This window comes from Tenacibaculum sp. IMCC1 (assembly GCF_054906355.1).
On record NZ_CM142818.1, the window covers coordinates 1,826,625 to 1,843,505 of the forward strand.

Below are 16,881 nucleotides of genomic sequence, written 5' to 3' on the forward strand. Positions count from 1 at the left end.
AAAACCTTGGATAATTTAGTCCAATGTTTTTTGTTACTTCGTCGTTATATCTATAAGGTATGGTTGTAATGGATATCCTTTATTAGATTGAAATACATCACTAACTAACAACTGTTGCCTTAAGTTTGACTTTAATGAGACTTCATAAACTAATTTAGTTTTATCTTTTGACCACCCCTTGAAACCAGTAAACTGTATTACATTTTCCTTTCCCAAAGGCCCAAATTTAAAATTACTAAAATGATTCATGGGTTCAGAAAACTCAATAGTTAGTGTTTTTATAGCTGGGTCTACATCTGTATCATTATTCTTAAATTCTTTTATAGAAACCACATAAGGTCTATGCATTTCATTTTCTTTTCTTATTTCAGAAATTGGTTTATCAAAAAACTTAACTGAATCTACAAATTCAATGATGGTTTCGTTATTACCATAATCTAACTCTATAAGATTTTTTATTGCTAAATTTTTATCTTTATCAGAATCTTCATAGTATTTTTCAGCAATTTTATATCCAATGAAATATCCTAAATCTCTCTGATTAAATTTATTTGACATCGAACTCCACAACCAATAAGAATAAGCTTTGTTGAACATTTCTATTTCAAATTGATCTTTAATAACTTGAGTATTTTTCTTACCGTATTCTATACCTTCCATACTAGACTTTTCTCCTAAAGCTTTTTCAGCAACAAACTCTGCTACTCCTTCATATAGGCTTGCTACTAATAAACTCTCTCTTGAAAAAGGTTTTTGTTGTGTATGAACAAACTCATGAACTCCTGTAAACTTTACATTATTGATTGGATTTGTTTTTTGAAAATTTTTTACATTATCTAGGCTTTTTTTTAACTCAGAAGTATTAATGTTTTCATCCAACATTTGCATATCTACACCAAAAATCACTAAACTATCTACTGCTGTTCCTCCAGTTCTAAATGCTCCAACAGTAAAGTACACTTTAGCCGGTTTTAAGTCTGGGTAAATTTGCTTTAATTTTTGTAGTCCATTGTCTATCTCTGAACTTAAACCTTTACTTTTTATAGTATTTTCCTTAATAGAGTTCCAAAATTTGGGATAATCATTAATGTTTTCTATGTACTCTTGAGGAGTGCAGTTTCTAACTTTAAACATTGTTTTTTGCCCAATAGAAGCTTTATCTAAAAATTCTTCTTTTAAATATTTTGATTGTAAAACTGAATCTTTGGTAGAAGTTATCTTATCGTACGCTTTCCAATAATTGTCTACATCTTGGGTATAAATTAGCTTTTCTTTTTCTTCTTTTTTACATGCCATTAATACCAAAAATAGCATAGCAATTCCATATATTTTTCTCATAACTTATTTTTAAACTACATCAAATATACTTTTAAAAAATTAATCTTTTAACAACAACGATTCAAACATCTCTGAGTTAGTATTATCCACCACTTTCCAATTATAAATTTTAGAAAGTTGGTAAATCTTAGATAATTCTTCAAATAAACGTGTTTTAGCATCTTTTTGTAGTCGAGAAACCGTTATTGTTGATTTAATCTTTTCAATAGCTTTAGTGTTGAGCTTGTTTAGTTCTTGCTTAGAAAAAGTATTAAACTGACTTTGCTGCAAATCAAAATACTTAATATCAGGGGAAATTATAATTTCTTCCTCAGGAATTTTTTTAATAATAATTTGTTTATCAACACTATCTATTTGAATTTCTAATTTCGATAAGTCGTAACCAACCTCAACCTTTGCATTCACAGAAAGCATTGCTTTTTTTTCAAATGTAAGATATCCATAAAAGTATTTTTTAGCATCTGTAAAACTGTACATTTCAGAGAAATTTCCTTCTGAAACTACTAATTTACTTAGGTTTTGGATTCCGTTTAAAACCACCTGAATTTCTTCTTGCTCGTACTTTTCTTCCTTCTTCTCATACCAGAATTTTGCAATTAAAAATCCTAGTACAAAAACAGCAAGATATTTTAATAAACGCATGGTTTTCTTTTTCTATAAATATAGGAAAAGTATCTAAAGTACTTTTATGAAGCTTGTTTTGTTTCTTCTTCTTTTGGAAATGCTTGCTTATTAAATAAAAATAGTAAAGCTACTCCAATCGTTATCCAAGAATCTGCACCATTAAAAATAGCATTAAAAAAGGTAAAGTTTTCTCCTTCGTAAATAGGAAAGTATAACATATCTACTACTTTTCCATGAAATAATTCTCCGTAAGGATTATCTGAAAAAAGTGTAGCAACATTATGGTAAGAAGAGTCGAAAATTACACCATAAAAAACAGAATCGATGATATTGCCTACTGCTCCTGCTAAAATTAATGCAATAGCGACAATAACAGCGGTATGTGCCTTTCGTTTTATTGTTTGCCATAACCAATACACAATACCTGTAACTGCAACAACTCTAAATAAAGTTAAAAACAACTTCCCTGTTTTCCCTCCAAATTCAAAGCCCCATGCCATACCATTATTCTCGGTAAAATGGATTCTAAACCAATCATTAAAAACAACTACTTCTTCTCCTAGCTGAAAATGTGTTTTGATGTAAATTTTACTAATTTGATCAATTAAAATTGCCAGAATTACGGTAAGTATTGCGATGTGTTTTTTAGACATTTTTTTTATTTAATGGAAACAAAAATAAGAAAACTATTTTTATGTTTTTCTTCTGATTTATAGAAAGAAAAAGACCAATAGACTTTTAGTCATACTGGTCTTAATTTATATTAATAAAAAGAAACTATCCTTTTAACCAAGCTTTTCTTAGTTCTTTTTGCTTTTGTGTTGCATTAGGATCATCTTTTAAACTAGTTCCTTTTGTATATGATTGAGTTAAAGTTGTTTTAATAACCACCTCTTTACCATCTCTTTCTAATTTTACTTCAACTTCGTTTCCTGGTTGCCACATAAACATTTTCGTAAAAATTTGATTTGCACTTTCCTTTGTCACAGCCACTCCATCAACTTCTTTGATTGCATCATTAGGTTGTGCTCCATTTTCAGCCCAAAAGCTGTTGTCTTTTACAGCTTCTGTAAATCGGATAGTTTGTGTCGCTTTATCTGGTCTAACAATCATAGCTCCATCATTTTGGATATAATTTGTTTTCACTTTTGATTCATCTAACACTAATCCTGCTTTAGCAAAAAACTCATTATAATTAATTGGTGTACCTCCTACTACGTGTGTGTTTAAAAATGCTCCTATTGATGGATAGGTCATTTCAGTAATTTCTCCAATTAACTTATCATCTTCAAATGGTTTGTTTTTCCCATATTTTAATGACAACTCTTTCATTAATGATAACACACCTCTATTTCCATTACTTTCTTCACGCATTAAAATATCAATACACATACCTATTAAAGCTCCTTTTTGATACACATTGTAATACTGAGAAGCATAAGGCTCGTCTAATACATTTTCACTCATTTTAGTAAAACTCATAGCATCATTCATAGAAGATGCAGTTTTAATTTTACCCATAATTTTACTGTAAAATTCATCTTCTGTTACCAAACCTTGGTTTACTTGAAATAATGTAGCAAAGTATTCTGTAATTCCTTCATACATCCATAAATGTTTAGAGAATGTTGGTTGGTTGTAATCGAAGTAATGTACATCTTCTGAATGTACACTTAACGGAGTTACAATATGAAAAAACTCATGAGATACTACATCTATCATGCTTTTTGCTAATGCTTCATCTGGCATTGCTTCTGGTAATACTACTACTGTTGATGTATGATGTTCTAAAGCTCCAAATCCTTTAGGTGCTTTTTCAGTTCCATCAGATAAGTATAAATAAATATCATAACGTGCCGTACTATTAATGCTTCCTAAATATGCTTTTTGCGCTTGCATCATTTTTTCCATTACAGCTTTAATTTTTTCAGCTGAGTGTTTTTTGTTTGGAGAATATACACTTAATACAATTTTAATATCACCAACTTTGAACTCTTCTACATCTAATTCTCCATAAAACATAGGGTTATCTGTAATATCAAAATAACGTGGAGCAAAATAGCTCGACGTTAAAGTTGAGCCGTCTTCACTTGTTTTTGTTCCAACTTCTTGTAAAGCGGAAGTTCTTTTAAAATTGGTAGGCGAAACAACATCTAACTTATATTGATTGTTTTTTAAAGAATCAAAATAACCCACAAATCCGTGAAGGTTAAGCACATAATTTGTAGACTCTATATTTGTTCCTGCGGGTGAAAATGGGGTTTCTCCTCCAATTCCCCCTGAAACTTCCATATCAAAAGTGTCGTTTACTAAATACGTTACTTTATCTAATTTTTCAGCATTGGTAATTTCCCAAGTATTCGTATCAACTTTTGTTACCTCTAGTTCATTTCCTTCATAATCTAAAGCCTTAAAGCTCTCTACATATTTACCAAAATCACTCACAGAATATGTTCCTTGGACAACTCTTGGCAATCTATATGTTACTTTTTCAATTGTAAACCTGCCTGGATTAACAGTTACTGGTACTTTATCATTGTCTACTTTTGTTAAATCTAAAGTCGTTACAATGGGGGTTTGAACAGCTAAATCATTTGTTGTTTTTTTAGTAGAATTACAGCTTGTTAATAATAATGCTGCAATGGTTGCTGTGGTTAGTATGCTTTTATTCATTTCTTAGTTTTTAATTAACCATTAGACAAAATGAAACTTCTTTTGTTACGTCTAATTTTTATAATTTTTTGTTAATTACTTTAATTCAATATTAATATTCGCATGAATAGAATTTATAGTAAGTATTTTAGAAACAGGTGTCACTTCTTTAGAAAATGGAGATATTTTTCTTTTTCCATTTATAAGGATTGTTCCGTTGTTAGTTTTTAAACCCAAACCTGTTTGTTTATCAATATTAGCAAAAACATTGCCTTGGAAAAGATCTATATTTGAGTTTCCTTTAACTGTATTTAACTTTATATTTCCTCTTTCTATATAAATATTTACATCTCCTTTATAACTTTTTGAAGTTATTCCGATAGTTTTTCCATGAATGCTTATATGTTTGTTTTTGGGAACTTTTATAACTGCCCTGGCTCTTTCTAGCCTCCTCGTTATATATTTTCGAAAGACTTCGTTTTTTAATGTTGGAATATTTAATTCAAATGCTATTGTAAAGACTTCACCTTCTTTTTTGAATAGGATATTGTGTGTATGTGGATTTTCATCTAATAAAACTACTTCGAGTTGTTCATCTTTTGAATTTTCAATTACAATATCATCCAAGCCGAAAGTAATGACTTCGAGTTCGTTTACTAACATTTTTCTTTTCTGCATTACTTTTTCTTGACAGTAAAGAAATTGGATGCTTAGCATAAGTAATAACAATAGATATTTTTTCATACAAAAAAAGCCTCTAAAAGAGGCTCTATTTATTTTAACTTTAAAAGTTATTGTTTTCGTTTTGCTTCGATACTTAAAGTAGCATGTGGTACTAACTTTAAACGTTCTTTTTGAATTAGCTTACCAGTAACTCTACAAATACCATAGGTTTTATTTTCAATACGAACTAAGGCATTTTTTAAATCGCGAATAAACTTTTCTTGACGAATAGCTAACTGCATGTTTGCCTCTTTAGCCATCGTATCAGATCCTTCTTCAAAAGATTTAAATGTTGGCGACGTATCATCGGTTCCGTTATCTGAACCGTTTTTATATGATGCTTGTAGCAACCTTAAATCTTCTTCTGCTTTTTCAATTTTCTTTTGAATGATTTCCTTAAACTCTTGTAAATCACTGTCTGAATATCTTATTTTAACATCATCCATAATGCTATATTTTTTCAATTAACATTCTACTTTTAATGGTATCAAACTCAATTTCTGTACCATTACTTAAAACATCAACAAAAACTAATTCGTTTGTTAATGTTTCTGCTTTAATGTAGTTTTCATTTGCCAATACCGATTCTTTTAAATCATCAGCCTGCAAAATGGTTAATTTTATTTTATCGGTTACTTCTAAACCTGTGTCTTTTCGTGCGTTTTGAATTCTATTAACTAATTCTCTTGCCACACCTTCTTTGCGTAATTCGTCGTTTATTGTAACATCTAAAGCTACAGTTAACCCTTCTGCGTTGGCTACCAACCACCCTTCGATATCTTTCGATGAAATCTCCACATCAGCGGTTCCTAAAGTAATCATTTTATCGTTAATTTCCACAGAAATTTCACCTTCTTTTTCTATTTTAATGATATCTTCTTGTGTAAATCCTTGTATCTTATTAGCTATCAACTTCATTTCCTTACCAAATTTAGGTCCTAATGCTTTAAAATTTGGTTTGATTTGTTTTACTAAAATTCCTGAAGCATCGTCTAATAATTCGATCTCTTTAACGTTTACTTCTGACTTGATTAAGTCTGCAACAGCTAAAATTTCTTCCTTCTGAACTGCATCTAATACAGGAATCATTATTTTTTGTAACGGCTGGCGCACTTTAATTTTCTCTTTAGCCCTTAGAGATAGAACTAATGACGAAATTGTTTGTGCATTTTCCATTTTACGCTCTAACGACTTATCAACTAGATCAGCATTGTATTTTGGAAACTCTGCTATATGTACACTTTCAAAACTTTCTTTTCCTGTAGCATTCACTAAATCTTTATATAAACGATCCATAAAGAAAGGAGCTACTGGAGATCCTAATTTAGCTACCGTTAACATACAGGTGTATAACGTTTGGTATGCAGAGATTTTATCTTGTGCATACTCTCCTTTCCAGAAACGTCTTCTACATAAACGTACATACCAGTTACTTAGGTGATCTTGCACAAAATCAGAAATAGCTCTGGTTGCCTTGGTAGGCTCATATTCAGCATAGAATTTATCTACTTTTTGAACTAAGGTATTTAATTCAGATAAAATCCAACGATCAATCTCTGGTCGTTCATTAATAGCTATTTCAGCTTCACTATACGTAAAGTTGTCAATATTTGCATATAGTGAGAAGAATGAATAGGTGTTATATAAAGTTCCGAAGAATTTACGTTTTACCTCTTCTATTCCTGCAATATCAAATTTTAAGTTATCCCATGGGTTCGCATTCGAAATCATATACCAACGCGTAGCATCTGGACCGAACTCTGACAATGTTGTAAACGGATCTACCGCATTTCCTAAACGCTTTGACATTTTTTGCCCGTTCTTATCTAACACCAATCCGTTAGATACTACATTTTTATAGGCTACAGAGTCAAACACCATTGTTCCTATTGCATGTAAGGTATAAAACCATCCACGAGTTTGATCTACGCCTTCAGCAATAAAGTTTGCAGGGTAACTTTCTTTATCTTCTATTAATTCTTTATTTTCAAACGGATAATGCCATTGTGCATATGGCATAGAACCAGAATCGAACCAAACATCAATTAAATCACTTTCGCGCTTCATTGGTTTTCCTGATGCCGAAACTAACGTGATTTTATCGACTACATTTTTATGTAAATCGATTTTATCGTAGTTATCTTCAGACATATTTCCTACTTCAAAATCAGCAAAAATATCTTCAGACATTACTCCTGCATCCACTGACTTTTGGATTTCTTCTTTTAATTCAGCTACAGAACCAATACAGATTTGTTCTGTTCCGTCTTCTGTTCGCCAAATAGGTAATGGAATTCCCCAAAAACGAGAACGTGATAAGTTCCAGTCATTCGCATTTTTTAACCAGTTACCAAAACGTCCTTCTCCTGTTGATTTTGGTTTCCAGTTTATCGTTTCATTTAAATCGAACATCTTATCCTTTACATCGGTTACCTTGATAAACCAAGAATCTAATGGATAGTATAAAATTGGTTTATCGGTACGCCAACAGTTCGGATAACTGTGCACATATTTTTCAACCTTAAAGGCTTTATTTTCTTCTTTTAATTGAATCGCTAGCTCAACATCTACTGATCTTTCAGGAGCTTCTCCATCAGCATAGTACTCGTTCTTCACATATTTACCTGCGAACTCTCCCATTTCTGGACGGAATTTCCCTTGTAAATCTACTAACGGAACTGGGTTCTCATTTTCGTCTAGCACCAACATTGGCGGAACTTCTGGAGTTGCTTGTTTTGCAACTAACGCATCATCAGCTCCAAAGGTAGGTGCTGTGTGTACGATACCTGTACCGTCTTCTGTAGTCACAAAATCTCCTGAAATTACCCTAAAAGCATTTTCTGGATTTTGATATGGTAAAGTAAATGGTAATAACTGTTCATATTTGATACCTACTAGGTCCTTTCCTACAAATTCTTTTACAACTGTGTAAGGAATTTGCTTGTCTCCTTCAGCGTAGTTTGCCAATTCAGCTACATCTTCAACTTCATTAAACTTCTTCCCTACAAATTGTTTTGATACTAAGTTTTTAGCTAATACCACTTGAATTGGTTCAAAGGTGTATTGATTGAATGTTTTTACTAAAACATACTCAATCTTTGGGCCAACCGTTAATGCTGTATTTGATGGGAGTGTCCATGGAGTTGTTGTCCAAGCTAAAAAATGTACATCTCCTTCAACTTGTAAAAACTCTGGTAACGTTTCTTTGATTGTTTTAAACTGAGCTACTACTGTAGTATCTGTAACATCTTGATACGTTCCTGGTTGATTTAACTCATGCGAGCTTAATCCTGTTCCTGCTTTTGGTGAATACGGTTGAATAGTATATCCTTTGTACAGTAAATCTTTATCATAAATTTGCTTTAACAACCACCAAACCGACTCCATATATTTTGGTTTATAAGTAATATATGGATCTTCCATATCTACCCAATACCCCATTTTTTGAGTTAAGTCATTCCAAATATCAGTGTAACGCATTACAGCTTTTTTACAAGCTTCATTGTATTCTTCAACCGTAATTTTTGTTCCAATATCTTCTTTGGTGATTCCTAATTCTTTTTCAACCCCTAATTCTACAGGTAAACCGTGTGTATCCCAACCTGCTTTACGCTTAACTTGGTATCCTTTTTGGGTTTTATAACGACAAAAAATATCTTTAATGGCACGTGCCATTACGTGGTGAATTCCTGGCAAACCGTTTGCTGAAGGTGGCCCTTCAAAAAACACAAATGGTTCGTTTCCTTCACGTGTAGTAATACTTTTTTCAAAGATGTTGTTTTCTTCCCAATAGTTTAATATTTCTTCAGCTACTTTTGGTAAATCCAATCCTTTGTATTCAGTAAACTTCTTACTCATTTTGTCGGTTTATTAATTGAATGTGCGAAATTACGTATTTTCTTGTAATTGTTGAATTTGAGATATAAAAAAACACCTCAAAATTGAGGTGTTTTTGATACTTTATAGGTTATAATTGTTATTTTTTAACTATATAAAAATAAGATCTTCTATTTTTTTGATGCTCTTTTGTAGAGCAGTTTGTTGTATCATCACAATTATTTAATAGTTTTTCTTCCCCATAACCTACTGCTTTTTCTATTCTTTCTGAAGAAATCCCTCTAGAAACAATGTAAGCTTTTGTTGATTTTGCTCTTTTATCAGATAGCTTTTTATTGTATTCTTTCGATCCTCTACTATCTGTGTGTGATTCTATTCTAATTATCATTTCTGGGTGATTTTTCATTACCGAAACAATATGTTCTAACTCATATTCTGCATCTTTTCTTATTGTATGTTTATCAAAATCAAAATAAATAGGACTAATCACAATTTGATCTTCTATAATCAATGGTTTTAACGATAAATTTACTGTAACAAGCTGTTTATTTACATCAAGAGTTTGTAATTGTTTTGGGTAAGCTTTATAATCTTCTTTTTCTGCTATAACTGTAAATTTTTTCTCACAATCAACTTCAACAAACCTATAGTCTCCATTTTTTCCCGTTACTTGTTGTGCTTGAACCTTACCATTAGAATCAATTAATTTAACTGTTGCTCCTAATATTGGTTTATTGCTTTTTTCTTCTGATACTACACCTGTTATATCTTCTTTACAGTTATATAAAATAAAGCTATAAATGTCATCGTCTCCTTTTCCTCCTTTTCTATTAGAAGAGAAGAAACCTTTGTTCTTTTCATCGTCTATCACAAAAGCAAAATCGTCATACGATCCATTTATTGGAGCACCTAAATTATTTGGTTTTTGATAAGTACCTGAATTATTTTTTGATTCAAAAATATCAAGGGCACCTAAACCTAGATGTCCGTCTGAAGCAAAATACAAGGTATTATCTTTAGCGACGAAAGGAAACATTTCTCTTCCTTCAGTATTTATTTCTTTTCCCAAATTTACTGGTTCTCCGTAAGTGCTATTTTCTAAAAGTGCAACCTTGTATATATCTGTTTTCCCAAAACCATTTGGCATATCTGAAATAAAATACAATGTTTTCTCATCTGCGCTTAAAGTTGGATGTCCCGCAGAATAATTATCATTATTAAATGGAAGTTCCTTTATATTTCTCCACTCTCCATTTTCAAACTCTGCTTTATATATTTTAAGATATGCTATTTGATTATCTCCTCCTTCTAATTTCTTTCCATTGAAATTTGTTCTGGTAAAGTACATTGCTTTACCATCTGAAGTAATTACAGCATTGGATTCGTGATATTGTGAACTTAATGATGAAATTATTTCTTCTTTTTCTAAATCTATTAATTGTTTTTCTTCATTATAAACTTCATTTGCTTTGTAGATATTTAAATGCGGTTGATTGTTCCATTTATATAGTTTGTCATTTTCTCCAACAGGTTTTGTAGAGGCAAAATAAAGTTTATTATCATAGGTAAACCCACCAAAATCAGAATACTGAGTATTGACTGAGAGATTGGTTATATTTATAAATGTTTTCTTTTTTCCATTACTATATTTATTAAAATAACCTTCATTTTTCTCTAAAGCTTGCCCTCTTGAGTCATTCTCTTTAATTTCACTAAACTTTAAAAGCCATTTATCAGATTCTTTAATTTTTCCATTACTTTTTAAAGATTGTGCATATCTAAAAAAATATTCTGGCTCTGTAATACTCTCATAGTTTTCCATTAAAATTTTATACCATTTCTCTGCTTCTAAAAACTCTGAGTTATAATAATGAGAGTCTCCTAAACGACTAACAATTTCGTACGAATTATTTCCTTTATCATAAATTTTCTCATATAGTTCTGCTGCCTTTTTATAAGCAAAAACTTCAAAATATTTGTCGGCTGTGTATTTTCTTTGCCCTAAGCAAATTCCACTAAGAAAAATAAATATTACTACTAACTGTTTCCCCATGTCTCTTATCTTTTGTAGTTAAATAACACTAAAATAATTATCTTTTTTTATTCTAGCTTATTCCTCGCTCTTTTTTTATCTGTTCATAAGCTGCTTGTATTTTTTGGAATTTTTCTTTAGCTCCTTTTTTATGTTCTTCTCCTAAATTTTGAAGTTTATCTGGATGGTATTTTTTTGCCATTCTTCGATATGCTTTCTTTACCTCATCGTTAATGGATTCTTTTGTTATTTCAAGCATTTTATAAGCACTATCAGATTCGTCATAAAACATTGCCTTTATTGAAGAATAATCATATTCGTTAATATACAAGTAACTTGCTATCTTTCTAATCTCTTCTTCCTCTACACTAGTTACTTGTCCATCTGCTTTTGCTATTCCGAATAAAAAATGTAGTAACTGTAATCGTGTAGCATGTGACATATACTGACGTATTTGTAAACAAACTTGTCGCGTAGATACTTGTTTCTTAATAATACCGTTGAATAATTTAAACGCATGATTTGCTCGTTCTTTACCATACATTTTCACAAAATACATACGAACATAGTCCAGTTCACGCCTATCTATTTTTCCGTCAGATTTAATAACTACCGAAGCTAATATTAACAAGCTTATTTCAAAATCTCCTGATGTAGCTCTTCCTCTTCTTGGTTGTCCCCCTGTCTTTTTTTGATATTCTTGCTGTTCTTGTACAAAATCTTCTACAGAAATTCCATCAATAAGACTTCCTACAGCAAACCCTATAATAGCTCCTATTGGACCTCCTAATGTAAAACCGGCTCCTGCTCCAAGCCATTTTGCAAATTTTCCCATTGTTTGTTTTTTAGAAGCCACAAAGATAAAACATTACCAATCTATCTACCATACTTATTTCGGGTTGATTGTTGGCACTAAAAGAAGTATCTTTGCCTTAAATTTTAATTCAAAAATATGTATCCAGAAGAATTAGTAAAACCAATGCGTGATCAATTAATTGACGCTGGTTTTGAAGCTTTATATACTGCTGAAGATGTTGACAATGCTTTAGCCAAAGAAGGAACTACATTAGTAATGGTAAACTCTGTTTGTGGATGTGCTGCAGGTACTGCAAGACCTGGTGCTATTGCTTCTTTAGGAGCAGATAAAACTCCTACGAACTTAACTACAGTTTTTGCAGGTGTAGAGAAAGAATCTACAGCGAAGGCAAGAGAATATATGATTCCTTTCCCTCCATCATCTCCTGCAATAGCTTTATTCAAAGATGGTAATTTAGTGCACATGTTAGAACGTCATCATATCGAGGGGCGCTCTGCACAAGCTATTGCTCAAAATTTAGCAGCTGCTTATGACGAATTTTGTTAATCTTTTTAAACAAAAGGTTTCAAAACAAAAAACAACTAAAAAATCCAGTAATTTTACTGGATTTTTTTATACTTTCTTAATTACATTAGTTACAACTCCCCAAATAATAAAATTATTTTCTTCTGTAATTTTTATGATTGGGTAGTCTGGATTTTCAGGCTGCAACCAAACTTCACTTCCTTCAACTCTTAATCGTTTTACCGTAAACTCTCCATCTAAAAAGCAAACCGCTATCTTATTATTTGTTGGCGGAATACTTCTATCAATTACCAGTAAATCATTATCATCTAAACCTGCACCAATCATCGACTGACCACTTACTCGTGCAAAAAAAGTGGCTTCTTTATTTCTAATAAGTTCTTCATCTAATGAAATACGCGTTTCCCTGAAATCATCAGCAGGAGAAGGAAAGCCCGCAGAAATACCTGTATCCATAAAGATAGCTCCCTCTCTTTCATTTAACTCTTTTGGTAAGAAAAAAGTCAATGCTTCTGATGCTTTTACTGGTTTTAATTTTCGTAACATCTTATTATTTGTTATTTAACTAAGCTTATTTTACTTTAATAATATCGTTAATATTTGTAGTATATTTTGGTGATAATCGCTCTTGACGCATCTTCCAAGTACGTTGTAAATCTTGGTTTGCTAATTTAATCTTATCTGCTTTATAAGTCTGATTAATTTTATCTATTACACTCATTAAAGAAGCATGCTTCGGGTCTTCCTTTGCAAACATATCTAATTGATAATTGTCTGAAGGCACCAACCCTGTTACAATTACTCCTGCTCTTTTATACTTTATTCCCTCCTTAAAAATAGTAGTTACAGCTTGTACTGCACTTTTACTTATTGTTAATGTAGAGTTTGTCGGATATGGAAGTACAATAGTTTTACTTGCTCGATGTTGTTTAGTCTCTTTTTTATGATAATCACTACGCAATAACACTATTACCATATGGCAACTTGAGTTTTGCTTACGTAATTTTTCTGCACAACTTACAGCAAACGTTGAGATTCTTTCTTTAATATTATCTAGATCCGAAAATGTATATTCAAAACTTCGGGTTGTTGCTATTGCTTTTTTGTTAGTAGGCTCATCTAGTTGTATTTTAGGATCTCCTTCTAAATCTTTTTTCAACTTCCAACCTGTAATCGATAAATTTTTCAGCACCCAATCGTCATTTAACTGTGTAAAATCATACGCTTTTATACATCCTTTAGCTTGTAGTCTTTTTTGTATACCTCTTCCAATTCCCCAAACACTTTCTATAGAAGTCCATTTTAATGCTTTTATTCTTTTTTCTTCGGAATCAATCACACACACTCCACCTGTTTCTTTCAAGAATTTTCGAGCAATTTTATTAGCTACTTTACTCAATGCTTTTGTTGGTGCAATTCCTACACAAGTTGGAATACCCGTCCATTGTAAAATTCTACTTCTTATTTCAGTTCCGTAAGAATTAAAATTATATTCATTAAAACCTTTGAATTGTAAAAATGCTTCATCAATAGAGTATACTTCCACATCTGGAGAAAATTGTTCTAAAATTTTCATCACTCTAGCGCTCATATCACCATACAACGGATAATTTGAAGATAGCACTGAGATATTATTGTTTTTACAAAACTGATCCCACTTAAAAATTGGAGCTCCAAATGGAAGTTGCAAGTCTTTTGCTTCGTCACTCATTGAAATAACACACCCATCGTTATTACTTAAAATAGCCACAGGTTTTCCTTGCAAATTCGGATTAAAAACCCGTTCGCAAGAAGCATAAAAGTTATTACAATCTACCAACGCATACATAACTGTAAAGGTACAGAATCTTCTGTTTTTACTCCTCTACAAATTCTAAAATATCTGCGGGTTGACAATCTAATGCTTTACAAATAGCTTCTAATGTTGAAAAACGAATCGCTTTAGCTTTTCCTGATTTTAAGATGGACAGGTTTGCAGTAGTAATTCCTACAATTTCTGCCAATTCTTTACTTTTCATCTTTCGTTTGGCAAGCATTACATCTAGGTTTACAATAATTGGCATACTTATATGGTTAAATCGTTTTCTTGTTTTAATTCTTTTGAAACTCTAAATACCTCTGAAAGCACCAAAAAGAAAAGTCCAAAACAGATACTTAAATAATGAGCTCCAATTCCAAAATCAAAATTTATAGTTGATGTTGTTGTTAGCTTTAAACCAATTCTAGCAACAATCATCAAAATACCTGAGATAAGTAATAAATTTCCTGTTCCCTTTAAGTTTGTAATTACTTTATCTGAAAACATCTTAGTTCTAACAAATTCTGTTAACACTACTCTAAACTTATAAATTGCATTATAAACTAGTACATACACCAATAAAAAAATCGCTACAAATACTTTTGAAATTATACTTGTGCCTACATTAAAGTCTAACCCCATTATTTTAAAATTGCCTTGTTCTGTTACAAAAAATATAAGAGGAATACCTATAGCAAGAAAAGGAACCATAAGACTATATACAATAAAAATCAAGTCTATTAAGCTTTTTAAAATTTTTAATTTTCTCATAATTATTTTTTAGATGGTTAAATCGTTTTCTTCTTTCAGTACATTTCCTTTTCCCACAATGAAAGAAATAAATTGCACAAATAATGCTATAACAAATATTGGTAGTACTTTATTTATTGAAGCCCCTACCTTATACCCAAATATATATCCACTACTATAAGCTAGGTCTGAACCTGAGCTTAAAGTTGAACCACCTTCAATTATTAAACCTAGTACTGTTGTAAAACATAAGACTATAATTCCGTAAATAATTAACCCTTTTCCCACTTTTCGTAGTCGGTCACTATTCTCCTTTGTAAAAACACAATCTTTTGAAAAATTAAAAATTACTTTTCTAAATTCAACAAGTAAAAACATCACATACCCCATTAATACTAAAGCTATCAGAGACAAAAAATAATAATATTCATCGCTCCAGTTTTCTGGAATTGTCAATTTAAATATCTTCGTTTTACTTCCTCCATAAATGGTATAATGAACTATCTTATAAAATATTTCAAAAAGTTTTACACCTACACTAATTACCAATAGTGTACAAAATACTTTTAAAATGTTTAATGTTGATTTCATATTCAATTTTGTTATTTTGATGATGGTTCAAATATAATAAAATTACCGAAAAACAATAATTTATTATTTTTTATTGGTAATTAAACTTTCCTTATTTTTGTTTCATGGTTAGAAAATTAAAAATTGACGGAATTGATAAAATAATTATTAAACGTCTTGTAAAAGATGCTCGTACACCTATTTTAAGTATTGCCCGAGAAGTAGGTATATCTGGTGCTGCCATTCATCAACGATTACGAAAGTTAGACGAATCGGATTTAATTGATGGTTACAAAATGATATTAAATCCAAAAGCATTAGGCTATACCACTACCGCTTTTGTTGGTGTATTTTTAGATTCTTCTAGCTTATACTCTTCTGCAATTAAACGTTTAAAAGAAATTCCTGAGATCGTAGAAAGTCATTACACTACAGGTAACTATGCTATTTTCATTAAAATACTGTGTAAAAACAACGAAGACTTAATGCATTTGTTAAATAAGGATATTCAAACCATAAAAGGAGTTTCAAGAACCGAAACTTTTATATCTTTAGACCAACAAATAGATCGACAAATAAAAATTTAAAAACCCCTAATGAACGATTTTATCTTCTACTTTAAAATGGGCTTGTTTCATGTATTAGACTTTAAAGCCTATGACCATATTTTATTCTTAATTGTATTAGCTGTTGTGTATCAATTTAAACAGTGGACAAAAGTTTTATGGTTAATTACTTTGTTTACTATTGGACACTCAATAACTCTAGCGCTTTCAGCATACGGAATTTTAAATGTACGAGCAGATTTAATTGAGTTTTTAATTCCGTTAACTATTTTTATTACGGGATTAATGAATGTATTAACCGCAAAAAAAGCATCGGTAGGAAAAGAAAACCAAAATTTATTTTTTGCTTTGTTTTTCGGGTTAATTCACGGACTTGGTTTTTCTAACTATTTTAAAATTATGATTGGAAAAACTTCTGATAAATTTTTACCTTTATTAGAATTTGCCTTAGGTGTAGAAGTAGCACAAATTATTATTGTATTAGGTATTTTACTAATTGGAGCACTAGTGCAATCAATCTTTAGTGTAAATCGTCGTGATTGGATTTTAATCATGTCATCAATCGTAATTGGTTTTGCTTTACAAATGATGTTTGACCGTGTTTTTTGGTAAAAAATTAACGCCTAACTAACACAAATCTAACTACCTT

17 protein-coding genes are annotated in these 16,881 nt (G+C 30.9%); 3 read left to right on the plus strand and 14 right to left on the minus strand.

All coding sequences use genetic code 11. The features are described 5' to 3' along the window. Nucleotides 1-33: 33 nt before the first annotated feature. The 9 genes from ACXIHB_RS08590 to ACXIHB_RS08630 form a co-directional block, all read right to left on the minus strand. Nucleotides 34-1,338, minus strand: a complete 1,305-nt coding sequence (locus ACXIHB_RS08590; protein WP_462098064.1) for a hypothetical protein — start codon at nt 1,336-1,338, stop codon at nt 34-36. Between the two features lie 39 nt (nt 1,339-1,377). Then, complete coding sequence (locus ACXIHB_RS08595; protein WP_462098065.1) at nt 1,378-1,980, minus strand: DUF4230 domain-containing protein; 603 nt, start codon at nt 1,978-1,980, stop codon at nt 1,378-1,380. 44 nt (nt 1,981-2,024) lie between these two features. After that, on the minus strand, nt 2,025-2,615 hold the full coding sequence (locus ACXIHB_RS08600) for a lipoprotein signal peptidase (RefSeq protein ID WP_047789939.1): 591 nt from the start codon (nt 2,613-2,615) through the stop codon (nt 2,025-2,027). A gap of 124 nt (nt 2,616-2,739) precedes the next feature. Beyond that, complete coding sequence (locus ACXIHB_RS08605; protein ID WP_394420539.1) at nt 2,740-4,635, minus strand: M61 family metallopeptidase; 1,896 nt, start codon at nt 4,633-4,635, stop codon at nt 2,740-2,742. Nucleotides 4,636-4,710: 75 nt separating this feature from the next. Next, a complete protein-coding gene (locus ACXIHB_RS08610) occupies nt 4,711-5,292 on the minus strand; it encodes a DUF4097 family beta strand repeat-containing protein (protein ID WP_239178141.1) in 582 nt (193 codons plus the stop codon). Between the two features lie 113 nt (nt 5,293-5,405). Further along, a complete protein-coding gene (locus ACXIHB_RS08615) occupies nt 5,406-5,783 on the minus strand; it encodes a TraR/DksA family transcriptional regulator (protein ID WP_047790047.1) in 378 nt (125 codons plus the stop codon). A 4-nt stretch (nt 5,784-5,787) separates the two neighbouring features. Continuing rightward, the gene (gene ileS / locus ACXIHB_RS08620; protein WP_159614324.1) at nt 5,788-9,195 is read right to left on the minus strand and encodes an isoleucine--tRNA ligase; all 3,408 of its coding nucleotides are present in this window, start codon (nt 9,193-9,195) and stop codon (nt 5,788-5,790) included. Nucleotides 9,196-9,313: 118 nt separating this feature from the next. Then, nucleotides 9,314-11,227 (minus strand): OmpA family protein, encoded by a 1,914-nt coding sequence (locus tag ACXIHB_RS08625; protein ID WP_462098066.1) that lies wholly within the window; start codon nt 11,225-11,227, stop codon nt 9,314-9,316. A gap of 52 nt (nt 11,228-11,279) precedes the next feature. Continuing rightward, nucleotides 11,280-12,041, minus strand: a complete 762-nt coding sequence (locus tag ACXIHB_RS08630) for a TerB family tellurite resistance protein (protein ID WP_462098067.1) — start codon at nt 12,039-12,041, stop codon at nt 11,280-11,282. Nucleotides 12,042-12,158: 117 nt separating this feature from the next. On the opposite strand from ACXIHB_RS08630, the gene ACXIHB_RS08635 reads away from it, so the two are divergent. Next, nucleotides 12,159-12,569 (plus strand): BrxA/BrxB family bacilliredoxin, encoded by a 411-nt coding sequence (locus ACXIHB_RS08635; RefSeq protein ID WP_073182156.1) that lies wholly within the window; start codon nt 12,159-12,161, stop codon nt 12,567-12,569. Between the two features lie 66 nt (nt 12,570-12,635). Here ACXIHB_RS08635 and ACXIHB_RS08640 read toward each other — a convergent pair whose 3' ends face one another. From ACXIHB_RS08640 to ACXIHB_RS08660, 5 genes are read right to left on the minus strand one after another with little or no spacing between them, the layout of a single operon-like run. Beyond that, on the minus strand, nt 12,636-13,094 hold the full coding sequence (locus ACXIHB_RS08640) for a LexA family protein (protein WP_462098068.1): 459 nt from the start codon (nt 13,092-13,094) through the stop codon (nt 12,636-12,638). Nucleotides 13,095-13,119: 25 nt separating this feature from the next. Then, nucleotides 13,120-14,376, minus strand: coding sequence for a Y-family DNA polymerase (locus tag ACXIHB_RS08645; protein ID WP_159493479.1), 1,257 nt, complete (start codon nt 14,374-14,376; stop codon nt 13,120-13,122). A 28-nt stretch (nt 14,377-14,404) separates the two neighbouring features. Further along, complete coding sequence (locus tag ACXIHB_RS08650) at nt 14,405-14,611, minus strand: helix-turn-helix domain-containing protein (RefSeq protein WP_047789930.1); 207 nt, start codon at nt 14,609-14,611, stop codon at nt 14,405-14,407. A gap of 2 nt (nt 14,612-14,613) precedes the next feature. Further along, nucleotides 14,614-15,117, minus strand: a complete 504-nt coding sequence (locus ACXIHB_RS08655; protein ID WP_047789929.1) for a DUF2975 domain-containing protein — start codon at nt 15,115-15,117, stop codon at nt 14,614-14,616. Between the two features lie 9 nt (nt 15,118-15,126). Further along, nucleotides 15,127-15,687 (minus strand): DUF2975 domain-containing protein, encoded by a 561-nt coding sequence (locus tag ACXIHB_RS08660; protein ID WP_462098069.1) that lies wholly within the window; start codon nt 15,685-15,687, stop codon nt 15,127-15,129. A gap of 104 nt (nt 15,688-15,791) precedes the next feature. Between ACXIHB_RS08660 and ACXIHB_RS08665 the strand changes: the two genes are divergently transcribed. Both ACXIHB_RS08665 and ACXIHB_RS08670 read left to right on the plus strand, forming a co-directional pair. Next, nucleotides 15,792-16,253: an Lrp/AsnC ligand binding domain-containing protein gene (locus ACXIHB_RS08665; protein WP_047789927.1), complete on the plus strand. Its 462-nt coding sequence runs from the start codon at nt 15,792-15,794 to the stop codon at nt 16,251-16,253. Between the two features lie 9 nt (nt 16,254-16,262). Next, complete coding sequence (locus tag ACXIHB_RS08670) at nt 16,263-16,844, plus strand: HupE/UreJ family protein (RefSeq protein WP_047789926.1); 582 nt, start codon at nt 16,263-16,265, stop codon at nt 16,842-16,844. Nucleotides 16,845-16,881 lie beyond the last annotated feature (37 nt).